Genomic DNA, 20,836 nt, shown 5'->3' on the forward strand with positions numbered 1-20,836 from the left:
TCATCCGCAGCGGTTCTGACGCAGCGACAAGGAAGGTCCATGAACATCGCGGGCGCCGATTCGCGTGCGGCGGTTTGGATTGCCTAGGCCCACCTGTAATCCTGTTCCCACAGGTAAGTTGTCAGCGAGCCATGGAGAGGGGAATCGGTCCACCGGACCGTTGGGCATATGCGAGTTGACGGACGCGAGATCACCGTTTCCGGTAGCTTGCTGCCTCCGATAACCAGACGCACCAACGACATCATCTGGCTGGTCGTAGCGGTGGTCTTCCTCGTGGTCGTGGTGACGAGTTCGGTGATCACCCGCCCGCGGTGGGTGGCATTGGAGAAATCGATCTCCGAAATTGTCGGCGTTCTTACCCCCACCCAATCCGATCTGGTTTACCTGGCTTACGGTGCGGCGATTCTGGCGTTGCCATTCGTGATTCTGATCGGGCTGATCGTGAGCCGACAATGGAAACTGCTCGGCGCCTACGCGGTCGCGGCAATCATGGCCGCTCTGCCGTTGTCGATCAGCAGCAACCGAATTTCGGCCCCCCGGTGGCATTTCAACCTGTCCGAGAAGCTCACCACCCTGCCGGCCCAGTTTCTGGATGACCCGCGGTGGATAGCGATGGTCGCGGCGGTACTCACCGTGTCAGGCCCCTGGCTGCCCGCCCGCTGGCGACATTGGTGGTGGGGCTTGTTGTTGGCCTTCGTGCCGATCCACCTGGTCATCAGCGCCATCGTGCCGGCCCGTTCGTTGCTGGGACTGGCCGTGGGGTGGTTAGTCGGCGCGCTGGTGGTCCTAGTCGTTGGCACGCCCGCTCTCGAGGTGCCCTTGGAAGGTGCGGTCCGCGCCATGGCCAAGCGTGGATTCGCGGTATCGATGCTCACGGTGGTGCGGCCGGGCGGCGCCGGTCCACTAGTGCTGGCGGCCACCTCCCCCGACCCCGAATGCCGGGCGGCTATCGAGTTGTACGGCCCGCATCAGCGCAGCGGCGGCGCGCTGCGGCAACTCTGGTGGAAGCTGCGACTGCGCGGCTCCGAAACCGCGCCGCTGCAGGCCTCCATGCGCCGCGCGGTCGAGCACCGCGCCCTGATGGCCATCGCGATCGGGGAAGCGGGTGTCGCCAATACCTCGACCATCGCGCTGGCCGCGCTCGACCGCGAATGGACGCTGTACGCGCACAACCCGGTACGCGGGACACCGCTGGATGAATGCACCGCCCAGACACCGGTTGGCCGGGTGTGGGAATCGTTGCGAACGCTCAACGACTACCAGATCTCGCACGGGGACTTGCGCTGCCACGAGATCACAGTCGATGAGGACAAGGTCCTGTTCGGGGGGTTCGGCAACGCCGAATATGGGGCCACCGACGCCCAACTCCAGTCGGATATCGCCCAACTCCTGGTGACCACCTCGGCACTGTACGGCGCGCAGCCCGCGGTGAGCGCCGCGATCGAAGCATTCGGCAAAGACACCATCCTGATGGCCTCGCGCCGGCTCACCAAATCCGCCGTGCCCAAGCGCATCCGCGAATCTGTGGCCAACGCCAAGACCGTCATCGCCGGCGCCCGCACCGAGGTCAAGCGCCAGACCGGTGCCGATCAGATCGAGAGCCAGACGATCACCCGGTTCAGTCGCAGCCAGTTCATCCAACTGGTGCTGATCGGCGCGCTGGTGTACGTCGCGTATCCGTTCATCAGCACCGTGCCGACCTTCTTCTCCCAGCTCAGAACCGCCAACTGGACGTGGGCACTGCTCGGGTTGGCGGTGTCGGCACTGACCTATGTCGGTGCTGCGGCGGCATTGTGGACCTGCGCCGACGGGCAGGTCAGCTTCTGGAAGCTCTCGATCGTGCAGGTGGCCAATACCTTTGCGGCAACAACCACCCCGGCCGGCGTCGGTGGCCTCGCGCTGAGCACCCGTTTCCTGCAGAAGAGCGGTCTGAGCGCGTTACGGGCCACCGCAGCCGTAGCGCTGCAGCAGTCGGTCCAGGTGATTGTTCACCTGGCGTTGCTGATCCTGTTCAGCACCGTCGCGGGAACCTCAACCGATCTATCGCATTTCGTGCCCACCGGCACCGTGGTGTACCTGATCGCGGGTGTGGCGCTGGGCATCATCGGAACGTTCTTGTTCGTGCCCAACTTGCGGCGCTGGCTGTCGACGGAGGTGCGGCCCAAGCTCAAAGAGGTCACCAGCGACCTGATTGTGCTGGGCCGGGAGCCCAAGCGATTCGCCATCATCCTGCTGGGTTGTGCGGGAACCACTCTCGGTGCCGCGCTGGCGCTGTGGGCCAGCATCGAAGCCTTCGGCGGCGGAACCACATTTGTCACCGTCACGGTGGTGACGATGGTCGGCGGGACGCTGGCCTCGGCCGCGCCGACACCCGGCGGTGTCGGCGCCGTCGAGGCGGCACTGATCGGTGGACTGGCCGCGTTCGGGGTGCCCGCGGCGATCGGCGTTCCCTCGGTACTGCTGTACCGCGTGCTCACCTGCTGGTTACCGGTGTTTCTGGGCTGGCCGATAATGCGGTGGCTGACCAAGAGCGAAATGATCTAGCGCTGGCCGCGGCGCGCGCGGGTCACTCGTCATAGCCGAGGACCACAACCAGCACGGTCGATGTCCGGCTGGTTGCACCGGCGGTGGTGGTCAGATACGTCAGGTAGTACTCGTTGTCGACCGACTTGTCCACCGTGATTCCGACCCGGGTCGTGGCCGATCCATTCTCGGCGAATCGTCCCGAGGTGGGTACCACCGTGATCCCGCCGGTCGAGGACTCTCCGGTGATGGTGAACTCGTCTATGCCGGTGATCATCCGTTGTAGGTCGACCCTGACGGTTCGTGTCGTTCCGGGCGCAATCCTGATGATGGGTTGCGGGACATTGACCGTCACCGCCGAGCCGCCCGCGCCGAACGACGGTGGCGCCGATGACGGTCCGCTACCCCACTGCTTGTTGGGAACGGCGGCAAGCTCGAAGGCGACGTCGCCGCCTGTCGTGATGATCGACTCCGGAAGATAGGTCTGGTCAGTGGCCGCACCGTTGATGCGCAGCCCACTGATGTACCTCATGTGGCTGGGCGCGGACGCGCCGGGCGCGGAAAGCCGGATGAATTTGTCTGCGGGGAGGCTGATTACGGCCCGGTCAAACAATGGGGTATTCACCGTCAGGATCGGAGTCCCCGCCGTGATCGGATACAGACCGAGGGCCGCCCAGACATACCAGCTGGACAGCGCGCCCAGATCGTCGTTGCCGGGCGCGCCGTCGGGCGTGGCCGCGAACAGGCCGCGCACTCGGTTGACCGTCCGCTGCGTCTTCCACGGCGCTCCCAGGTAGTTGTAGATCCACGGCACCCCGAAACCCGGCTCATTGCCGGCCCACAGGTAGGGCTGGTTTGGGCCCACGTTGAGCTTCTTGGTGAAGCGATCCAGCCGGTTTTCCGCCGCCGCACGGCCGCCCAGCGCTGTCACCAGGCCGGCGATGTTTTGCGGCACCATCCACAGATATTGCTCGGCGTTGCCCTCGTCGAATCCGTCCTGACCAAACCCCTCCGGGATCTCGGTGAATCCCGGGCCGTCGGGGAAGAATCCCATCCGATCCCGTGGCGAGATGAAACCGGTGCTGGGGTTGAACAGGTTCTGCCAGTACTGCGACCGGTGCTGGAATTCGGCGGCGGTCTTGTCGTCGCCCAACGCCTGCGCGAATCGGGAGATGGTGAAGTCGTCGATGGCCCATTCCAGGGTGATCGATGCGCCCGCGATGCGCCCGCCGGTAGCGAATTCGCTCACCTGCGGCCCGAAACCCAACTCTTGGTAGGTGGTGATTCCCGGCCGCTCGACATAACCGATGAGGCCGACGCCGCCCCGCGTCGCCGCGTTCACCATGTAACGCAGCGCGGTGTGAACGTCGAAGTCCTTGGCGCCGAAGGTATAGAGATTTACGATCAGCGGCACCGCATTGTCCCCGGTCATCATGCCCGTCGACGAATTCGCAAGGGGCCAGCGCGGAAACGCACCGCTCTGCTCTGCGTCGTTGACCAGTGACTGGGCCATGTCGCTGGCCTGGCTGGGGAAGAGCAGCCCTTGCAGAGCGGCCAGGCTGCGATAGGTGTCCCAGTCGGAGAAATTGGCATATTGGGTATGGCCCTGGGGCACCGTGTGAATGGCACCGTCAAACCCGAGGTATCGACCGTCGGCATCGTTGAAGGTGTTGGGGTGCAACAGTGAACGGTAGAGGCAGCTGTAGAAGGTCACCAGTTCGTCGGGGTCACGGCCGGCCACCGCGATGCGCAGCAGCGCCGCGTTCCACTCCCTCGCGGCGGCGGTGCGAACATCGTCGAAACTCGCCGCCCCCTCGGCCGCGAGGTTCGCTCGTGCGCCGTCGATGCCCACGTAGGAGATCGCGGTTTGCACCTCGAGTGCGGCGCCGGACGGAAACTCCACATAAGCCCCGCTGCGCCGGGAATGCGCGCCGCGGACCCCGGCGTAGACGGCGTAGCCGTCCCACGCGCCGTAGGAGATGAACGGCTGGTTGAACTTCATCGCGAAGTACACGGTGTAGGTGTTGTTCTTGCCGCAGAATCCGCCGCTGGTCGCCCAACCGGTGATCGTGGTGTTGTCCGCCCCGAGCTGGATTGTCGAGCGCGAGTTGCCCGCCAGCGACGCCCCGGACTGCACCCGCAGCAAGGCCGGCCGGCCATCGCGCGGGTAGCTGAACCGGCCGAAGCCGGTGCGGGTGGTGGCAGTGAGCTCCGCGGTCACCCCGGTGGCCGGAAAGTGCACCGAGTAATAGCCGGGGACCCCCACTTCGCTGTCATCGTGGGCAATCCGCTCGGCCCCGCGCCAAGGTTGCACACTGATCGCGGTGGTGGTGGGCAACACCGAAATGTCGCCGAAGGCAGCGCAGCCCACCGAGGCGTGCGTCATGCTGAACCCGGTGGAACGGGGATTCTGGTAGTCGTAGCCGGCATAGTTGTCGGTGGTGTCCGGCGAGTACTGCACCATGCCGAACGGCACCGCTGCGCCGGGGAAATTGTTGATCTCCCCGACGATCTCGCCCCCGGTCCCGGTGCCGACCAGCGTGTCGACGTAGTCGACGGGGTTAGCCACCAACGACGGTTCCCCGTCGTAGGCACGCGGCGGCGCGGCCGCAATCAACGGCAGCAACAGGCCCAGCACCGCGAGGAGCGCAGCAAGGCCCCGCAGCAACCTCGGTGACCGCATACGTGTCTCATTACTGCACGCCGAGCCTTCCCGTGGGGATTTCGGCATTAATCCAGGCCGATGACAGGACAATGCGCGCCATCACATTTTCGGCGATCGGTTCCAGGGCAACCGCCGGCATCCGCCGGCTCGACACCGTTAGCACCGGTAGTTGGGGCATTGCCGCAACGCTGCGCACCGGTTGGGCTAATGTCGGTCCGGATGTCGCCGGAGCAGATACCGGGGCCCCAAAATTCAGGAGATGCAAGACATGAAGGACCTCACCGCGGTGCTGGCAACTGCGGCGCTAAGCCTGACGCTGGTTGCCTGCGGGTCTGGCACGACGAGTGACAACAAGACCTCCACATCGACGTCCACGTCCACGTCCACGTCGACGTCCACCACGACGTCGGCGACCAGCCCAACACCGGGCGCCCAAGCCAACTACACGATCGCTGACTACATCCGGGACAACGACATCCAGGAAACCCCCGTGCACCACGGCGACCCCGGATCCCCGAACATCGATCTGCCGGTACCCGACGGCTGGCAACTGCTACCCGAAGGCTCGGGCGCACCCTACGGTGGCATCGCCTACACCCAACCCGCTGATCCCAGCGACCCGCCCACCATCGTGGCGATCTTGTCCAAACTCACCGGCAACGTCGAGGCCGCCAAGATTCTCGAATTCGCCCCGGGCGAGCTGAAAAACCTGCCCGGGTACGAGGGCAGCAACAACGGCAGTGCCTCCACACTCAGCGGCTTCCAGGCATGGCAGCTCGGCGGTTCCTACACCAAGAACGGCAAGCAGCGGGCGGTCGCGCAGAAGACGGTGGTGATCCCCAGCCAGGACGGCCTGTTCGTGCTTCAGCTCGACGCCGATGCCCTCGACAGCGAGCAAGACGTGTTGATGGATGCCACCAGCGTGATCGACGACCAGACCAAGATCACCCCCTAGCCGGGCGCGCCAACCAAAACGCACCGCGGAGCTGCACGCACTCCGCGGTGCGTTTTTCCTATCCCGTCCGCCAGGCCGGCGTGGCGCCGTCGCCTTGCGGGGCAGGCCGACCCGCAATCAGTCACAATCGTCAGGTCGGACAAGCGACTCAGCTTCCGATCAAGCCGCTGGCCGGTGTTCGTTGACATGACGAAGGGCGCCCATTGATACCACCGGCCCGACTCATCGTTGCGCTGTTGGCAGTGGCGACTCTGCTTGGCGGCGTCAGCGGTTGCTCGACCGATCGACCCACCAGCCCAGCATCCGGCGATCACGGGTCCGGCTGTCGTGAACTCGACGCGTCCCTTGAATGGCATGACGGCGTACGCGAGTTTCTGCAATCCGCCATCAATGCCAACAGCAAGTGCACCGGCACCGCCGACGGCGCTGCACACAAGGTCGCGATCTTCGACTGGGACAACACCGTCGTCAAGAACGACATCGGTTATGCGACCAATTACTACATGCTGACGCACGATTTGGTGCTGCAGCCCGCCAACCAGGATTGGCACAACACGGGGCGCTACCTGACCGATGCGGCCGCCGACGCGCTGAGTGCGGCTTGCGGCAAGGATGCGCCCGCCGGCGAGCCGCTTCCGACCAGCAGCAATGCGTTGTGCGCGGACGAGATCCTGTCGCTTCTTGGGGGCCAAACGACGACGGGACGGCCCGCTTTTGCCGGCAGTGACGCGCGTCGCCTGGAGGGTTCCTACGCCTGGGGCAACGCGCTGTCGGCCGGCTACAGCGCCGAGGAACTCGCCCAATTCGCCGCCGCGGCAAAGCAACAGAACCTCGCCGCCGATGTCGGCGCCACCCAGAAGGTGGGCACTGAGGATGTCGACGGCTACATTCGCGTCTATCCGCAGATCAAAGACCTCATCGCGACTCTGCAGGCCCATGGCATCGACGCCTGGGTGGTGTCGGCATCTCCCGAACCGGTCATCAAGGTGTGGGCGGGCGAAGTGGGCATCGATGACCAGCACGTCGTGGGTGTCCGCAGCGTTGCCGACCGATCCGGGAAACTGACCGCTCATCTCCTCGGCTGCGGCGGGGTTCGCGACGGCGAGGATTCGGTGATGCCGTTTGCCGACGGCAAGCGTTGTTGGGCCAATCAAGTCATCTTCGGCGTTGACGGCCCGCAAGCCTTCGACCAACTCCCGCAGGACCGTCGCCAGGTGCTTGCTGCGGGTGACTCGAACAGCGACGCCACCTTCGTGGGCGACGCGACCGCGGTGTCACTGGCCATCAACCGCAACAAAGCCGAGCTCATGTGCCGGGCCTACGACGGCCTGTACGCCAAAGGCGGCAAGTGGGCCGTCAACCCGATGTTCATGGACCCGCTCCCCCAGCACCCGCCGTATCCGTGTGGGCAGGCGTTCGTCAACTCCGACGGGTCGAAAGGACCGGTCCGCGACGCCGCCGGCAACCCCATCGCGGACCAGGTCGACTCGATCTTCTGATCGGTGGGTGCCTGCCACTGCGACGCTGCTGGGCGGGGCCGGCGTGATCGCCGAACAGAGCTGCACTCGCGGCGGCACTACCGCGCACCATCGTGTTGTCCTACGGTGTTTGCATGACAGAGCAGTCGTATCCGGTGGAGGTGGAGCATCCACCGTCAGCACTACTTCGTGCCATCAACCCGGTGCTCGGTTTTCTCTTGCGCACACCGCTCGCCGGCTCACTGGGCAACCAGCTGATGGTGCTCGACTTCACCGGCCGCAAGTCGGGACGGCACTTCTCACTTCCGTTGAGCGCCCATGTCATCGACAACGTGCTGTACGCCCTGACCGGCGCCGCATGGAAGTACAACTTCAGCGGTGGCGCCACCGCCCAGGTAGTGCACAACGGGAAGACGACCGCCATGCGCGGCGACCTCATCCGGGACCCGGACGTGGTCGCCGACCTGTGTCTGCGATGTGCCCGGTCTTACGGCCTGCGCCGCGCGCAGCGGATGATGGGTTTGAAGTTTCGCGACCGGCGGATCCCCACGCTCGAGGAGTTCACCGAGGCCGTCGACCGGCTGCAGTTTGCCGCGATCAAGTTGACTCCGGCCGGGTGACACTTCAGAAACCGTGCGAAATACATTGCGAAATAACGCTTCCCATGTTCTACGCGGGACCATGGCCTGGCTGTTGTGTGTGGTGATAGCGGTGAGCCTGGTCGCGTGTGGCGGTGGGCGCCAAAAGACTCACTACGACGCGGCGCCATGTCCGGAGCCGAATTTTCCCGGCGTGCCCCAGGCGGAGCTGGGAGCCAACTACAGCTGCGGTTATCTCACCGTCCCGGAAAATCGCCTGGATCCGCAGAGTCGCACCATCCGACTCCTGGTGGCACGGGTAAAAGCGGTCAGCGACAAGCCCAAGGCCGACCCCATCGTCTACCTCGCGGGTGGACCCGGGGGCGCCGCAACACTGAGCGCACCCCGGGTTGTCGCCGGCGGTTTGAACGCCGACCGCGACGTCATCTTCGTCAACCAGCGCGGCACCCTACACAGCGATCCACACCTGAGCTGTCCGGAAATGGATGACTTCGCGGTGCGGGCCCTCGATTTGGACTTCGAGGCCCCGGCTACCGCGGATCTGGACGCGGCGGCCGTCACCGCATGCCGAAACAGGCTGGTGGCTGAGGGCTTTCATCTGGCGTCCTACAGCTCACGGGAGAACGCGGCGGACATCGCTGCGCTACGCAAGCAACTGGGCATCGAGAAGTGGAACATCTACGGGGTCTCATACGGCAGCGACCTGGCGCAGCAGCTGCTGCGTACCCACCGCGAAGGCATCCGGTCTATGGTGTTGGACTCGGTGGTCCCGACGTCGTTCAACCTGATCGACCGCTGGTGGCAAGCCCCCGCAAGCGGCCTGGCCGCGATCATTGGAGCGTGCAATGACCAACCCGGGTGCGCGCAAGCCTATCCGGATCTGGCAACGGTGTTCGTCAACGTGGTCAGCACGCTGAGCCGGAAACCCTTGAAGGTCAGCACCTCTGATGCCAACGGCGACCCGGTGCAGGTCACTATCGATGGGTTCAAGGTGGTGCCCCTGGCGCTCAGCTGGAGCGCCGACCCCGCCAAGGTGACCGACATTCCGCGGATGATATTCGCGCTGGCCAGGGGTGAGGGCAGGCTGGCCGCCGCCGGGATTGCCGAGACTGTCCCGCCACCCGAGCAACGCGGCCTGCTGGGCGCCGGTCTGGCGCTGGGCACCTACTGCCAGGAGATGGCCAACTGGACCACGCCGGAGCAGGCGCTGTCGCGGGCACGAACAGCGATCCCCGGCCTGCCCGATTCGGTGCTGCGCATCACCCCGACCGGCAGTTGGATCTTCCGCGAGTGCGCCGCCTGGGGGTTGGGTAGATCCGACACTGCCGATCGTCTGTCGGTGTCCAGCGGGGTGCCCACCCTCATCCTGTCGGGCACGTTCGACTCCAGCACCGCGCCACAGTGGGCCGAGGAGATCACCCCCGGGCTGGGCAACTCGCAGCTGGTGCGGTTTCCCGGGGTGGGCCATGGTGTCCTGCCGAATTCGGCGTGCGCCCAGTCGATCGTGACGGCATTCGTCGACGATCCGAGCCGCGACATCGACAAATCCTGTGTCTGGAAAATGACGATGCCCACCTTCAGTCTGCCCGAGCCGGCCCGCTAGCCAGCTGGCCGAGGATTGCCTGCACCAGCCCGGCCAGCCGGGCATGATGGGAGCCGGCCCAGTAGATCCGTCCGCAGTCCGAGCAACGGCTGAAATCGTCGTAGTGCTGGCGAGTCAGCGGCTCCAGGCGATCGATGACCTCTTCCTTGGCAACCGGGACCAAGCGGCCGTTGCACCGCACGCAGCGCGACAGGGGCGCCAACCGCTGCCGCAGGTCCAATCGCCGTATCACTTCGAGCAGCTGTTCCTGGGGTTGCTGGGAGTGCACGAACAGGCCATGGGTGACCGCACGACGCTTCAGCAGCCCGCTGTCGCGGGTGAGCAGGATCCGCTGCTCGGCCAGGCTGATGTCGACCAGCGCCGGGTCGTCGGCCACGCTGGACCACCAAACATCGAGTCCGAGTAGTCGCATCAGCCGGGCGAGCCGACCGAGATTGACGTCGACCACAAACCGTGGATGACGCAGCGGCACCGGCCGCAGCCTGCTGGTCAGCCCGATGTCGAGCGCCTCGAACATCGGGTACACGGCGATCCGGTCGCCGGCCGCCGGCCGGTGGCCGGTGGCCGGTGGCCGAACTCTGCGGGTTCTCCGTTCACCAGGATGAGATCGATCTCGGTGTGCGGGATGCCCATCGCCTCCAGCACATCCTTGACCGTCTGATGGCTGCGGAACGGCCGGCGCACGGTCGCGCCGCGTGCCTGGGGCTCCAGGAAGTCGCCGAGTTCGGCGTAGGCCCGGACGTCCAGATAGCCGTCCATCATTCATATGTACCGCGCGGGACGCCCGGCGAGCCCATCCACCCGATCCGCGGCATGCTTTCCGTAACGTCGTGAGCAGCGACTAGACCACAAGAAGGATGGTTCGGGGTGTCCCGTCGAGATGACGTGCAGGGCCGGCCGGCCGTTGACACCCGGATACCGGAGTCGATGGCGGCACGTTTGCAGCGGGCACAGAGCTGGGCAATTGGCTCCGACCCCGGACTGCTGCGGCTACGGATGGCCACTCGGACCACCGCGGCGCTGGGCTGTTCGCTGCTGGTGTTGTACCTGCTGACGATGGCGACCGGGCAGCCGTTGACCGTCGCTCTGATCGGTGTCGTCATCACCATGATCGCGGCCCGTTCCGTCGATGATCCCGACTCCCGACAACAGCAGATCACCATGGCGCTGCTGCCGGTACCCGCGGCGCTGTCGATCAGCGTGGCCGCGCTGCTCGCGCCGCACCTGATCGCCGCCGAGGTGGCGTTCGTGGTGATCGTGTTCGCCGCGGTCTATGTCCGCCGCTTCGGGCCGCGTGGACGGGCGCTGGGCATGGTCGCATTCATGGCCTACTTCTTCAGCCTGTATCTGCGGGCCGGGGTGGCCCAGTTGCCCTGGATGATCGGCGCCGTGCTGGTGGGCACCCTGTGCACGTTTGTGATGAGCACCCATGTGCTGCCCGACCGCCCAGAAAGTGTGCTGCGCGCCACGATTCGCTCGCTGCGAGCGCGGATGGCGATCGTGGTGGACACCGCCGCCGACACCGTGCGAGCGGGTCGGCTCGATGAGCGGCGGCGCCGCCGCATGCGGGCCCGGATTGCCCGGCTCAACGAGACCGCTTTGCTGGTGCAGAGCCAGATCGAGGACAAGACCCATCCCGCCACGCTGTGGCCGGGGATCAGCGCAGAGCAACTCGCACCGTGGCTGTTCGACGCCGAACTCTCGGTCGAATGGGTCGCCATCGCGGGCCACCGTGCCATGGCCATCGCCGAGGAGATACCGGCCGCCACCCGTATCGAGCTGGCTGACACGCTTACCCAACTCGCGTGGGCCATCCGGGGGCCGCGAACCGAGGGCCTGCACCAGGCCGCCAGCCGGGCTCAGCGGCTCCTGGACGGTCAGCCCGCCCCGGCCCCGACCGACGACCCGAGCCAGGGCGCCGTGCGCCCCGCCCGATCCGGACAACAACGACGTGGTGCAGCCGGTACCCGAGGACACTGCGGCAGATGGTGGGCCCGGCGAAGCCGGGCTGGCGCCCACCACACGACAAGCCATCCAGGTCAGCATCGCGGCGTCACTGGCCATCGTCACCGGCGAGTTGGTTTCGCCGCTGCACTGGTATTGGGCGGTGATTGCGGCATTCGTGGTCTTTGCCGGCACCAATTCGTGGGGCGAAACCCTCACCAAGGGTTGGCAGCGGTTACTGGGCACCGTGCTCGGCGTGCCCTGCGGCGTGCTGGTCGCCACGGTGGTCGCCGGCGACAAGGTCTTCTCGGTCGTCATGATCTTCGCGTGCCTGTTCTTCGCCGTCTATTTCATGCAGGTCACCTACAGCCTGATGACGTTCTGGATCACCACGATGCTGGCGCTGCTCTACGGGCTGCTCGGCAAGTTCACCTTCGGTGTGCTGATGCTGCGGATCGAGGAGACCGCGATCGGCGCCGTCATTGGCGTTGCCGTCGCAATCCTGGTGCTGCCGACCACCATTGGCACGGTGGTACGCCGCGATACCCGGGCCTTCTTGACGACGCTGTCCGAATTGATCGAGATCTCCATCGCGACCATGTTCGACGACGACGTGACCGACAGCCCCACCGAGCGGGCGCGTGAACTCGACCGAGACCTGCAGCAGTTCCGGGTCACGGCCAAACCGATGCTCGCTGGTGTCGCCGGATTCGCCGGCCGAAGAAGCATCCAGCACTCGGTGCGGTTGCTCACCATCTGTGACCGCTACGCACGGATTCTGGCCCGCCGAAGCGAGCAATACCTGGATCCGGGATGTCCCCACGGACTTTCCGATGCCATCACGACCGCGGCGGCCCAGATCCGGCGCAACATCGACGCGCTGGTCACTGCCCTCGACGGGACCCAGGACGTGGCCATCACGCCCGCCGCCGACTCCCTCGATGCGGCCGAGGCGGTGGTCAGGCAGCACGCCGATGGCCTCGATCGGGCCGACCCCGGGTCCAATCCGCGTCACCTGCTGGCCGCGGTGAACTCGCTGCGCCGGATCGAAGGTGCTGTCGTCAACGCGGCCGTCCATTTCGGCGCCGACGCAGACCTGATGGCGCACGATCAGCCAGGGTGAATCGCGCCGGCGCGGCTGCCGAGTCGGTCCGCAATTCCGCGGCTAACCGGCCGGCGTAATCAACCCGTAGTGCCCGTCATAGCGGCGGTATAGCACCCCGGCGCGGCCCTGGGCGGCATCGATGAAGAACAAAAACGGTAGACCAAGGACGCCAAGTCGCTCGGCCGCCTCCGCCTCGGTCAGAATGGGCGCCGGATGCGGGCTGATGGACAGCGGCAGCTCGAACGGGCTGAGCTGATCGGCGGTAGCGGGTGCAACCAGCGCCAACCGATAGCCGGTCGGACCGCCGCGGTAGAGGACGCCGGCCATGCCCGTGCCCTGCTCGGTGAAAAGGTGGAAATCGTAGTCGAGCAAACCCATTTCGGTGGCGGCGTCATCGACCGTGCAGGGCGCCATGGTGAACGACTTGCGGCGGATGACCTCGCGTTCCTCGGGCGGACGCGGAAAGTAGGTGTCGCGTTGCCGGGGCTCGGATTCGTGCCGCCATTCGGCGCGACCGGCGTCGGGCTGCTGACCGCGTCGCGCCTCCCAGTGCTCGGCCACCCGCTCCAGCCGGCGCCGCAGTCGCGCATCGAGCCGATCGATCGCCTCCTGCGCGGTAGCGCCATGAACCTGGGCGCGGACCAACCGCCCGTCGACGTTGAAATTGGCCTGCGCGACCACCGGTCGCGACACCGTCGGATCGGGATGCTGGGAGATTCGAACGCGGGCAGAAAGCACCGGCCGGTGCGCCAAGCGGCCGAGTTGGCCGATCTTGGTGCGCGCGTATTCGGCCGCACCGGGCAAGTCGCCGCGGGCGCTCACCTCGACATCGATAACGGGTGGCAAATCTGCTTTGTGCCGCATGACTCATTCCTACGCGGCGAATCTGGATGCGGGGCAGGGCCAAAGGTCCTCGCGCCAGGGACGGAAAGTCACCCCCGGCAAGTCCGGGCCTTGACGATCGGCCCATCCACCGCACGTCCGAGCACTGTGCAATTTGCCCTTTCGCCGCCTACCTGTGAGTGGGACTCTTCGAGCAGAAACATCGCGACCGGGATGCATTCGGCTGCAGCGTCGCATCTGACTGCAATACGCCTTGCTGGCATTGAACCTAAGCCGATAAGCGGGTTACCAGGATCTCTCGGAGGGGCACATGTCGTTCACGGTCGTGGAGCCGCAGATGTTGACGGCGGCCGCCGCGGATCTAGCGAAGATTGGTGCGGCGATCGATACGGTGAGCACCGCGGCAGCCGCCTCGACCACCAACTTGCTGCCCGCGGCCGCTGATGAGGTGTCGGCGGCCATCGCCTCACTGTTCGGCACCCATGCCCTGGCGTATCAAGCCATTGGCGCGCAGGCTGCGACGTTTCATGACGGGTTTGTGCAAGCGCTGTCGCGGGCGGCGAGTCGGTATGCGGCCAGCGAAGTGGCCAGCGTCGAGCAGAACCTGCTGGGGCTGATCAACGCGCCGACGCAGGCGCTGTTCGGTCGCCCACTGATCGGCAACGGCGCCGATGGCGCACCCGGTGCCGATGGCGCACCCGGTACCGGACAGACCGGACAGGCGGGCGGGCTCTTGTGGGGCAATGGCGGCGCCGGCGGATCTGGAGCGCCCGGCCAGTCCGGCGGCAACGGCGGGGCCGCCGGATTCATTGGCTCCGGCGGCAGCGGTGGAACCGGCGGGGCAGGCGGTTGGGCCGCCGCGGGAGCAACCGGTGGCATCGGCGGGCAGGGCGGCGCCGGCGGATGGCTTTACGGAAACGGTGGAATCGGTGGGCAGGGTGGAGCCGGTGCGCTGGGCGGGGCGGGCGGTAGCGGCGGGGCCGCCCGGCTCTTCGGCATCGGCGGGGCCGGCGGCGCCGGCGGCCACGGAGTGGCCGGCACCGCGGGAACCACGGCCAGCAGCGCGGGTGTTTCCGGCACCGATGGCGGGGCCGGCGGCATCGGCGGTGATGGCGGAGCCGGCGGCGCCGGCGGGCTGTTGATCGGTAATGGCGGGGCCGGCGGCCTCGGCGGATTGGGTGGGGTCGGCGGGGATGGCGGCAACGGTGGGGCCGGCGGGGCCGGCGGGGATGGTGGCGGCGGGGGCAAGAGCGGCTGGCTCGGCCTCGCGGGTGCGCACGGCGGCGGTGGGACGGGCGGATCCGGCGGCGCGGGTGGGGCTGCCGGTGACGGCGGCGACGGCGCTACCGGCGTCAGCGGGGGGGACGGGAGTTCCGGCGGCAACGGGGGCAATCCGGGCGTCGGCGGGGCCGGCGGAGCCGGCGGCACCGGTGCCGGCGGAGCGCGCGCCGCAGACGGCGCCACCGGCAACAGTCCCACCAGCGGCGGCAACGGCGGCAACGGCGGGGCCGGCGCGGACGCCGGCAACGGTGGGGCCGGCGGTAATGGCTTCCTGGGGGCACCCGCATTTTCCAGCAATCCCGGCGGCAACGGCGGCAACGGTGGGGCCGGCGGAGCCGGCGGAAACGGTGGCATCCAGGCCGGTAACGGCGGTGATGGTGGCGCGGGCGGACACGGTGGTGCCGGGGCGACCGGCGGCAGCGGCACCAACGGTTTTGACGAGGCTTTCTCAGGCGCCGACGGCTCGCCCGGCGGTAACGGGGGCAAGGGCGGCACGGGTGGAGCCGGCGGCAACGGCGGGACCGCCGGTCTGGCGCTGGCGGCCACGGGTCACGACGGCGGCCACGGTACGGGTGGGGCCGGGGGCAACGGCGGGGCGGGCGGCTCCGCGGGTAACGGGGGCAACGGCGCCAAGGGAGTCAGCGGCGTCAACAACGGCACCGGCGGCAATGGCGGCGACGGCGGTACCCCTGGCATCGGCGGGACCGGTGGGGCCGGCGGCGACAGCGGCGGCGGCAGCCACGGGGCCACCGGCTCCGACGGCGCCACCCCCCACAGCGGCGGCAACGGCGGAAAGGGTGGCGACGGCGCTGATGCCACCGGCTTTGGCCAAACCGGCGGTAATGGCGGTCGTGGTGGCAATGGTGGCCTGGTCGGCAACGGCGGCGACGGCGGGACGGGCGGGGCCGGCGGGACCGGCCTGGGGGGCCTGACCAACAGCTTCCCCGGCTCGTCGGGCACCGGCGGCGATCCCGGTGGCACCGGCGGCTTTTTTGCCGGTGACGGCGGCAACGGCGGCGCCGGTGGGGTCGGGAGCACCGGCGGTGACGGCGGCAACGGCGCTACCGGCGGCACCGGCGCCACCGCGGGTGCCAACGGTCAAGACGGCGGGCGCTACCGGTGCCGACGGCGCCACCGTCGGCAACGGCGGTGCAGGCGGGACTGGCGGGCAGGGCGGCGCTGGCGGCGACGGCGGCGCGGGCGGTAACGGCGGAGGCGGCGGTGCGGGCGGTAACGGCGGCAGTGGCGCCAACGGCGCGGACGGCAGCATTTCGGGCCTCGGCGGCCAGGCCGGCGGCAACGGCGGCGATGGTGGCGACGCGGGGGTCGGCGGTTCCGGCGGGGATGGTGGCGCCGGGCTGACCGTGGGCGCACACGGTGCCACCGGCAACGTCGTCGCAAACGGTGGCAATGGCGGCCAGGGCGGCAACGGCGGCGCGGGCGGCTCCAGCCCGCAGGGCAGCGGCGGAGGCGGCGGCAACGGCGGCGCCGGCGGTACCGGAGGCGACGCCGGGCTGCAGGAGGGTGGGGGCGGAACCGGCGGTGACGGCGGCAACGGCGGCAACGGCGGCAACGGCAATGCGGGCGGCGGGCCCGGGATCGGCGGCAACGGCGCCGAGGGCGGCGCCGGCGGCAGCGGGGGCAGTAGCTCGGGCAACGGCGGCGCCGGCGGCAAGGGTGGGTCCGGTGGCACTGGAGGTGCGGGGCAGTTCGGCAACACCGGCGGCACCGGCGCCAACGGCACTTTCGACAATGGCGGGGATGGTCGCGGCGGCGCTGGCGGCACCGGCGGTACCGGCGGCACCGGCGGCAACGGGGGCGTAGGCGGAAATGGCGGGGCGGGCGGCAAGGCGATCTCGCCAACGGGCCAGGATGGCGCCCAGGGCGCCGGCGGAAATGGCGGAGCCGGGGGCACCGGTGGAAACGGCGGCTTCGGCGGTAGCGGAGGCAGCGGCGCGGACGGCACGCTGTTCAGCAGCCTGGCCGGGACGGGCGGCACCGGCGGTAACGGCGGCACCGGCGGCGACGGTGGAGCCGGTGGTGCGGGCGGCGCTCCCGGCACCGGTTTGATCCCGGGTAGCACTGGCGCGGCGGGTGCAACCGGCCGCGCCGGAACGGGCGGATTCGGCGGGAACGGGGGTTTGGGCTCGGCCTTCGGTCCCGGCGGCACCGGCGGCGACGGCGGCAGCGGCGGCTCCAGCAGCACCAGCGCCGGCGGTGGCGGCGGGACCGGCGGCGCCGGCGGGACCGGGTTCGACGGCAGTGCTGGTGGGGCCGGCGGGAACAAGGGCCAGGGTGGCGACGGCCTCGGGACGGCCGGAGACGGCGGCAACGGCGGCACGGGCGGCAAGGGCTCCAACGCCCCCATCGGCTTCTCGTTCGACGGCGCGGGCGGCAAGGGCGGAACCGGTGGCACCGGCGGAACCGCGCACCTGGGCCCGTTGGCCATCCACGGCCAATCCGGCGATCCCGGTCAGTCGGGGCCCCCGTGGTTGACGGCAACGGCGGAGCCGGCGGCCAAGGTGGGCCTGGCGGCGCTGGCGGCAGCTTCTAGCTCCCCGGGTCTGCCCGTATCGGGCTGGTCAAGCCCGTTGGGTGCACCGGCCGGCGGCCGGTGAAGGCGATCAGCCGATCAAGCACCGGGGCAAAGGCGCCGACCGCCACCGGCGCGGCGAAGCCCGCGGAATTGCGTGCTGCCGGGGTGATCACCTTGCCGGCGACCGTGAGCACATACTCGGTCACCGTGTCGGACACCACCACCCGCCGATCGGTTGCGAACGCGAAATCCCAAGCATGAACCAGCAATTCCAGACAGAGAATGCCCACCGGCACCGCGGCAGGAACTTGGTTAGCGTTCAGTTCGACGGTGCCGTCCACGCCCCGTCGCCGCCACGCTTCCAGCACGGCCTGGCCCGCATCCGCCACTTGGGTTTCCAGGGGCGCATCCAGATCGCGCGGTGCCAGCTGTGCACCGGCAGCGCTGCCGATGATCGTCAGAGAACGCATCAGGTGGTCGGCAAGCTGCACGACATCGTATTGGCTGCACGGCGTTTGGCGCGCCAGGTCGGCAGGCTCGAGCGCACGCAGCACGTGCTGAACCACTGCCAATGTCGCTTCCGCACAGGATAATTCGTCAAGCGGATCGGGAACCGCCGCCCATTCATCGGGGCCGGCGTCCCCCTGCAGGGCGGCGGCGACCAGCCGATCCAGATAGTGGCTCCAGCCCTCGGCGTGACGAGCGGCCTGTTGCTCGGTCAGCCCCTCGTGGACCAACCGGATCTCGGTGCCGTCGGGGGCCGGCGCCAGCGTGACGGTCACCGTCGACTCCCCCGGCGCTGGATCGCCGTAGCCTTCCCAGCCCCAGGACAAGACCAGCCGCTGACCCGGGTCCGCTTCAACAACGGCTCCCACCGCGGTGTGTCCCGGAGTCACCGTCCAGCGGTACACACCCGCGTCGTAAGGCTCGATGCGAGCCGTGATGGCCATCCAGCGCCGCAGGCCTTCGGGTCGGGTGAACAGCGCGAAGCTCTGGGCTGGATCCACCGGCAGAACGACTGCATTTTCCAACGGCATGGCGCGCTCTCCTGAGACGGTTTCCGCCGGTCGACCAGGCGAGGCTGGCTCATAGCCCGAGTCTAGGCTCTCTGGCGAGTTCAACTTCGCGCGTTGCCGCGCAGCGGGCCGGCTCCCGCCGCGGCATGGGCTCGGGAGATCGCCGGCGGTGGGTAACCGGCGCCACGCACCTCGCGGTGCACCGCTGCGATCACGGCTTCCACTCCGGCTTCGACCACCAAGGCGATCACGCAGCCGCCGAACCCCCCGCCGGTCATTCGGGCGCCCAGGGCACCCGCGCGGACCGCGGCATCGGCGATCAGGTCGATGTGTTCGGTGGTGATTTCGAAGTCGTCGCGCATCGACGCGTGCGAGGCGGTGAAGATGCGCCCGGCGGCGGTGAAGTCGCAATCACGCAGCGCGGCAACGAATTCATGCACGCGCCGGTTTTCGGTCAGCACGTGGCGGGCGCGACGAGCATCGATGGGGTCGCCGATCGCGGTCAGCGACGAGAGCTCCGCGACGTCGCGCAAGGACGGCGCGTGCAGCGCCTTGGCCGCCCGCTCACACGAGGCGCGCCGTGCCGCGTATTCGCCGCCGGCGTGCCGATGCCGGGCCCGGGAATCGATGAGCAGTAGGGCAACCCCGTGGGCATCCGGATCAAACTGGACCGCCTGCACGCTCAGGTCCCGGAAGTCGATCAGCAGCGCGGTCGCCGGCGCCCCGAAAAGCGCGGCCAGTTGGTCGAGTAAACCCGTTGGGGCCCCGACGTATTCGTTTTCGGCCCGCTGCGCGAGCCGGGCCTGCTCGATCCGGTCGATCTCGACACCGGCCGCCGACGTGATCGCCCCCAGCACCGCACACTCGAGCGCGGCCGAGGATGAGAGCCCCGAGCCGATCTCGACGTCGCTGCTGATCGATATCGCGCCACCGGACACCGGATGACCCGCGCAGCGTAGCGCCCAGATCACCCCGGCCACGTATCCGGCCCAGCCGCTCACCCCACCGGGCACGGTGTCCAGCGGAATCCGCACCGCGCCGTCCATCAGGTCGCTGCTGGCGGTGAGCGCATCGCCGTGGTCGGGCACAAGCGTCGCCACCGCGCGCTGCGGCAGCGCGATCGGCAGCGCCCAGCCCAGGTTGTAGTCGGTGTGCTCCCCGATCAGATTGATCCGCCCCGGTGCGGCGTAGCGGATGGTCACCCGAGTTCCCGCAGCCGCTCGGCCACCGTTTCCGGTGTCACGTCACTGATGAACGCGCCCATCGCCGACTCGGAGGCGGCGAGGTATTTCAGCGCCGTCGCGCTGCGACGGATAGACATCAGCTCCACATGAAAATAGCCCTCGCGCTGGGCTTCGGTGTCGCGGTATTGATGCAGCGCGGAAATGTAGGGCAGCGGGCCCGAATACATCCGGTCGAACCGGCGCAACACGTCGAGATAGATCTCGGTGAACTCGTTGCACTCAGCGGCATCGAGATCAACAAGGTTGCGCACGAACCTATTCGGGTAGATGTGCACCTCGACCGGCCAGCGCGCGGCGAACGGCACGAACGCGGTGAACCGGTCACCGCGGGCGACGATGCGGCTACCGTCGGCAACCTCGCGTGCCAGCAGATCTTCGAACAGATTGCAGCCGTGCCGCATTCGATGCCGGCCGGCTTGCTCGAGCATGACCGAGGTGCGGGGGGTGAGGAACGGGTAGCCGTAGATCTGACCGTGCGGATGGGTGAGGGTCACGCCGATTTCCTCACCACGGTTCTCGAAGCAGAACACCTGCTCGATACCCGGCTGACCGATCAGGTCGCCGGTGCGATGCCGCCACGCCTCGATGACCAGGCGGGCATGCGGAGCCGGCAGATCGGCGAACGAGCCGCCGTGGTCGCTGGAGAAGCAGATCACCTCGCAGCGGCCATCGCCCGGCGCCGACACAAAGCCGTCGCCACCCGGTGGCGGCCCACCACTGCCCGACAGGCTCGGAAATCGGTTCTCGAAGACCACGACGTCATAGTCGCGCGCCGGCACCTCGCTGGTCAGCCCGGTCGGGCTCGGACACAGCGGACACTGATCCGGCGGCGGTTTGTAGGTGCGGTCCTGACGCAGGGCCGCGACGATCACCCACTGCCCCGTTGATCGGTCGAACCGCAGCTCCGATTGATGCGGATGCCGTGGCGGCAGCGGGCGGCGGTCGGCCACCGCCGCCGGAACGTTCCCGGGCAACGCGAAAAAGAGCACCTCACGGCCATCGGCCAGCTTCGCCCGGGTCGGCGCCGTCACGATATCGAACACT

Annotated in this window: 14 protein-coding genes and 1 pseudogene; 8 read left to right on the top strand and 7 right to left on the bottom strand. The window is 68.2% G+C overall.

The genetic code is table 11. The features are described 5' to 3' along the window. Window positions 1–168 precede the first annotated feature (168 nt). Window positions 169–2,544 (top strand): lysylphosphatidylglycerol synthase transmembrane domain-containing protein, encoded by a 2,376-nt coding sequence (locus tag MMSP_RS23540; protein ID WP_020788619.1) that lies wholly within the window; start codon window positions 169–171, stop codon window positions 2,542–2,544. Window positions 2,545–2,566: 22 nt separating this feature from the next. Here the strand turns inward: MMSP_RS23540 and MMSP_RS23545 are convergent, their stop codons facing one another. Next, window positions 2,567–5,206 (bottom strand): GH92 family glycosyl hydrolase, encoded by a 2,640-nt coding sequence (locus MMSP_RS23545; protein ID WP_020788620.1) that lies wholly within the window; start codon window positions 5,204–5,206, stop codon window positions 2,567–2,569. Between the two features lie 250 nt (window positions 5,207–5,456). On the opposite strand from MMSP_RS23545, the gene MMSP_RS23550 reads away from it, so the two are divergent. The 4 genes from MMSP_RS23550 (at window position 5,457) to MMSP_RS23565 (ending at window position 9,823) form a co-directional block, all read left to right on the top strand. Further along, the gene (locus MMSP_RS23550; protein ID WP_020788621.1) at window positions 5,457–6,143 is read left to right on the top strand and encodes an LpqN/LpqT family lipoprotein; all 687 of its coding nucleotides are present in this window, start codon (window positions 5,457–5,459) and stop codon (window positions 6,141–6,143) included. A 203-nt stretch (window positions 6,144–6,346) separates the two neighbouring features. Next, a complete protein-coding gene (locus MMSP_RS23555; RefSeq protein WP_020788622.1) occupies window positions 6,347–7,642 on the top strand; it encodes a haloacid dehalogenase-like hydrolase in 1,296 nt (431 codons plus the stop codon). Between the two features lie 113 nt (window positions 7,643–7,755). Further along, window positions 7,756–8,241 (top strand): hypothetical protein, encoded by a 486-nt coding sequence (locus MMSP_RS23560; RefSeq protein ID WP_036426909.1) that lies wholly within the window; start codon window positions 7,756–7,758, stop codon window positions 8,239–8,241. Window positions 8,242–8,302: 61 nt separating this feature from the next. After that, the gene (locus MMSP_RS23565) at window positions 8,303–9,823 is read left to right on the top strand and encodes an alpha/beta fold hydrolase (RefSeq protein ID WP_020788624.1); all 1,521 of its coding nucleotides are present in this window, start codon (window positions 8,303–8,305) and stop codon (window positions 9,821–9,823) included. Here the strand turns inward: MMSP_RS23565 and MMSP_RS23570 are convergent. Together MMSP_RS23570 and MMSP_RS29065 are read right to left on the bottom strand one after the other, a co-directional pair. Continuing rightward, window positions 9,798–10,582: pseudogene (locus MMSP_RS23570) on the bottom strand (Mut7-C RNAse domain-containing protein). The gene MMSP_RS23565 and the pseudogene MMSP_RS23570 sit on opposite strands and share 26 nt — an antisense overlap. A 231-nt stretch (window positions 10,583–10,813) precedes the next feature. Next, window positions 10,814–11,800, bottom strand: coding sequence for a hypothetical protein (locus MMSP_RS29065; RefSeq protein WP_232022760.1), 987 nt, complete (start codon window positions 11,798–11,800; stop codon window positions 10,814–10,816). Between MMSP_RS29065 and MMSP_RS29070 the strand changes: the two genes are divergently transcribed. Then, complete coding sequence (locus MMSP_RS29070) at window positions 11,775–12,890, top strand: FUSC family protein (RefSeq protein WP_020788627.1); 1,116 nt, start codon at window positions 11,775–11,777, stop codon at window positions 12,888–12,890. The two genes, MMSP_RS29065 and MMSP_RS29070, sit on opposite strands and share 26 nt — an antisense overlap. Window positions 12,891–12,932: 42 nt before the next feature. Here MMSP_RS29070 and MMSP_RS23585 read toward each other — a convergent pair whose 3' ends face one another. Beyond that, window positions 12,933–13,736 carry a sigma 54 modulation/S30EA ribosomal C-terminal domain-containing protein gene (locus tag MMSP_RS23585; RefSeq protein WP_020788628.1) on the bottom strand — a complete coding sequence of 268 codons (804 nt, stop codon included), beginning with the start codon at window positions 13,734–13,736 and terminating at the stop codon, window positions 12,933–12,935. Between the two features lie 289 nt (window positions 13,737–14,025). On the opposite strand from MMSP_RS23585, the gene MMSP_RS29990 reads away from it, so the two are divergent. Both MMSP_RS29990 and MMSP_RS29995 read left to right on the top strand, forming a co-directional pair. Further along, the gene (locus MMSP_RS29990) at window positions 14,026–16,203 is read left to right on the top strand and encodes a PE family protein (RefSeq protein ID WP_235065827.1); all 2,178 of its coding nucleotides are present in this window, start codon (window positions 14,026–14,028) and stop codon (window positions 16,201–16,203) included. Further along, window positions 16,085–17,614, top strand: coding sequence for a PE-PGRS family protein (locus MMSP_RS29995; protein WP_255342230.1), 1,530 nt, complete (start codon window positions 16,085–16,087; stop codon window positions 17,612–17,614). The genes MMSP_RS29990 and MMSP_RS29995 overlap by 119 nt, the downstream gene beginning before the upstream one ends. Here the strand turns inward: MMSP_RS29995 and MMSP_RS23595 are convergent. Genes MMSP_RS23595 through galT form a run of 3 tightly spaced genes read right to left on the bottom strand, consistent with a single transcriptional unit; the run spans window position 17,547 to window position 20,835 of the window. Next, a complete protein-coding gene (locus MMSP_RS23595) occupies window positions 17,547–18,653 on the bottom strand; it encodes a TIGR03086 family metal-binding protein (protein WP_232022758.1) in 1,107 nt (368 codons plus the stop codon). The genes MMSP_RS29995 and MMSP_RS23595 overlap by 68 nt on opposite strands. Continuing rightward, window positions 18,650–19,750, bottom strand: a complete 1,101-nt coding sequence (locus MMSP_RS23600; RefSeq protein WP_020788630.1) for a galactokinase — start codon at window positions 19,748–19,750, stop codon at window positions 18,650–18,652. The genes MMSP_RS23595 and MMSP_RS23600 overlap by 4 nt, the downstream gene beginning before the upstream one ends. Then, window positions 19,747–20,835, bottom strand: coding sequence for a galactose-1-phosphate uridylyltransferase (galT, locus tag MMSP_RS23605; RefSeq protein ID WP_020788631.1), 1,089 nt, complete (start codon window positions 20,833–20,835; stop codon window positions 19,747–19,749). Before galT ends, MMSP_RS23600 begins: the two co-directional genes overlap by 4 nt. Between the last annotated feature and the right edge of the window lies 1 nt (window position 20,836).

The sequence above is a fragment of the Mycobacterium sp. 012931 genome (assembly GCF_000419295.1).
GTDB classification, from domain to species: domain Bacteria; phylum Actinomycetota; class Actinomycetes; order Mycobacteriales; family Mycobacteriaceae; genus Mycobacterium; species Mycobacterium marinum.

Bases quoted from the DNA above. Each gene is read 5' to 3' on its own strand.
- MMSP_RS23540 (WP_020788619.1), top strand. From the start codon at position 169: ATGCGAGTTGACGGACGCGAGATCACCGTTTCCGGTAGCTTGCTGCCT.
- MMSP_RS23545 (WP_020788620.1), bottom strand. From the start codon at position 5,206: ATGCGGTCACCGAGGTTGCTGCGGGGCCTTGCTGCGCTCCTCGCGGTG.
- MMSP_RS23550 (WP_020788621.1), top strand. From the start codon at position 5,457: ATGAAGGACCTCACCGCGGTGCTGGCAACTGCGGCGCTAAGCCTGACG.
- MMSP_RS23560 (WP_036426909.1), top strand. From the start codon at position 7,756: ATGACAGAGCAGTCGTATCCGGTGGAGGTGGAGCATCCACCGTCAGCA.
- MMSP_RS23565 (WP_020788624.1), top strand. From the start codon at position 8,303: ATGGCCTGGCTGTTGTGTGTGGTGATAGCGGTGAGCCTGGTCGCGTGT.
- MMSP_RS23585 (WP_020788628.1), bottom strand. From the start codon at position 13,736: ATGCGGCACAAAGCAGATTTGCCACCCGTTATCGATGTCGAGGTGAGC.
- MMSP_RS29990 (WP_235065827.1), top strand. From the start codon at position 14,026: ATGTCGTTCACGGTCGTGGAGCCGCAGATGTTGACGGCGGCCGCCGCG.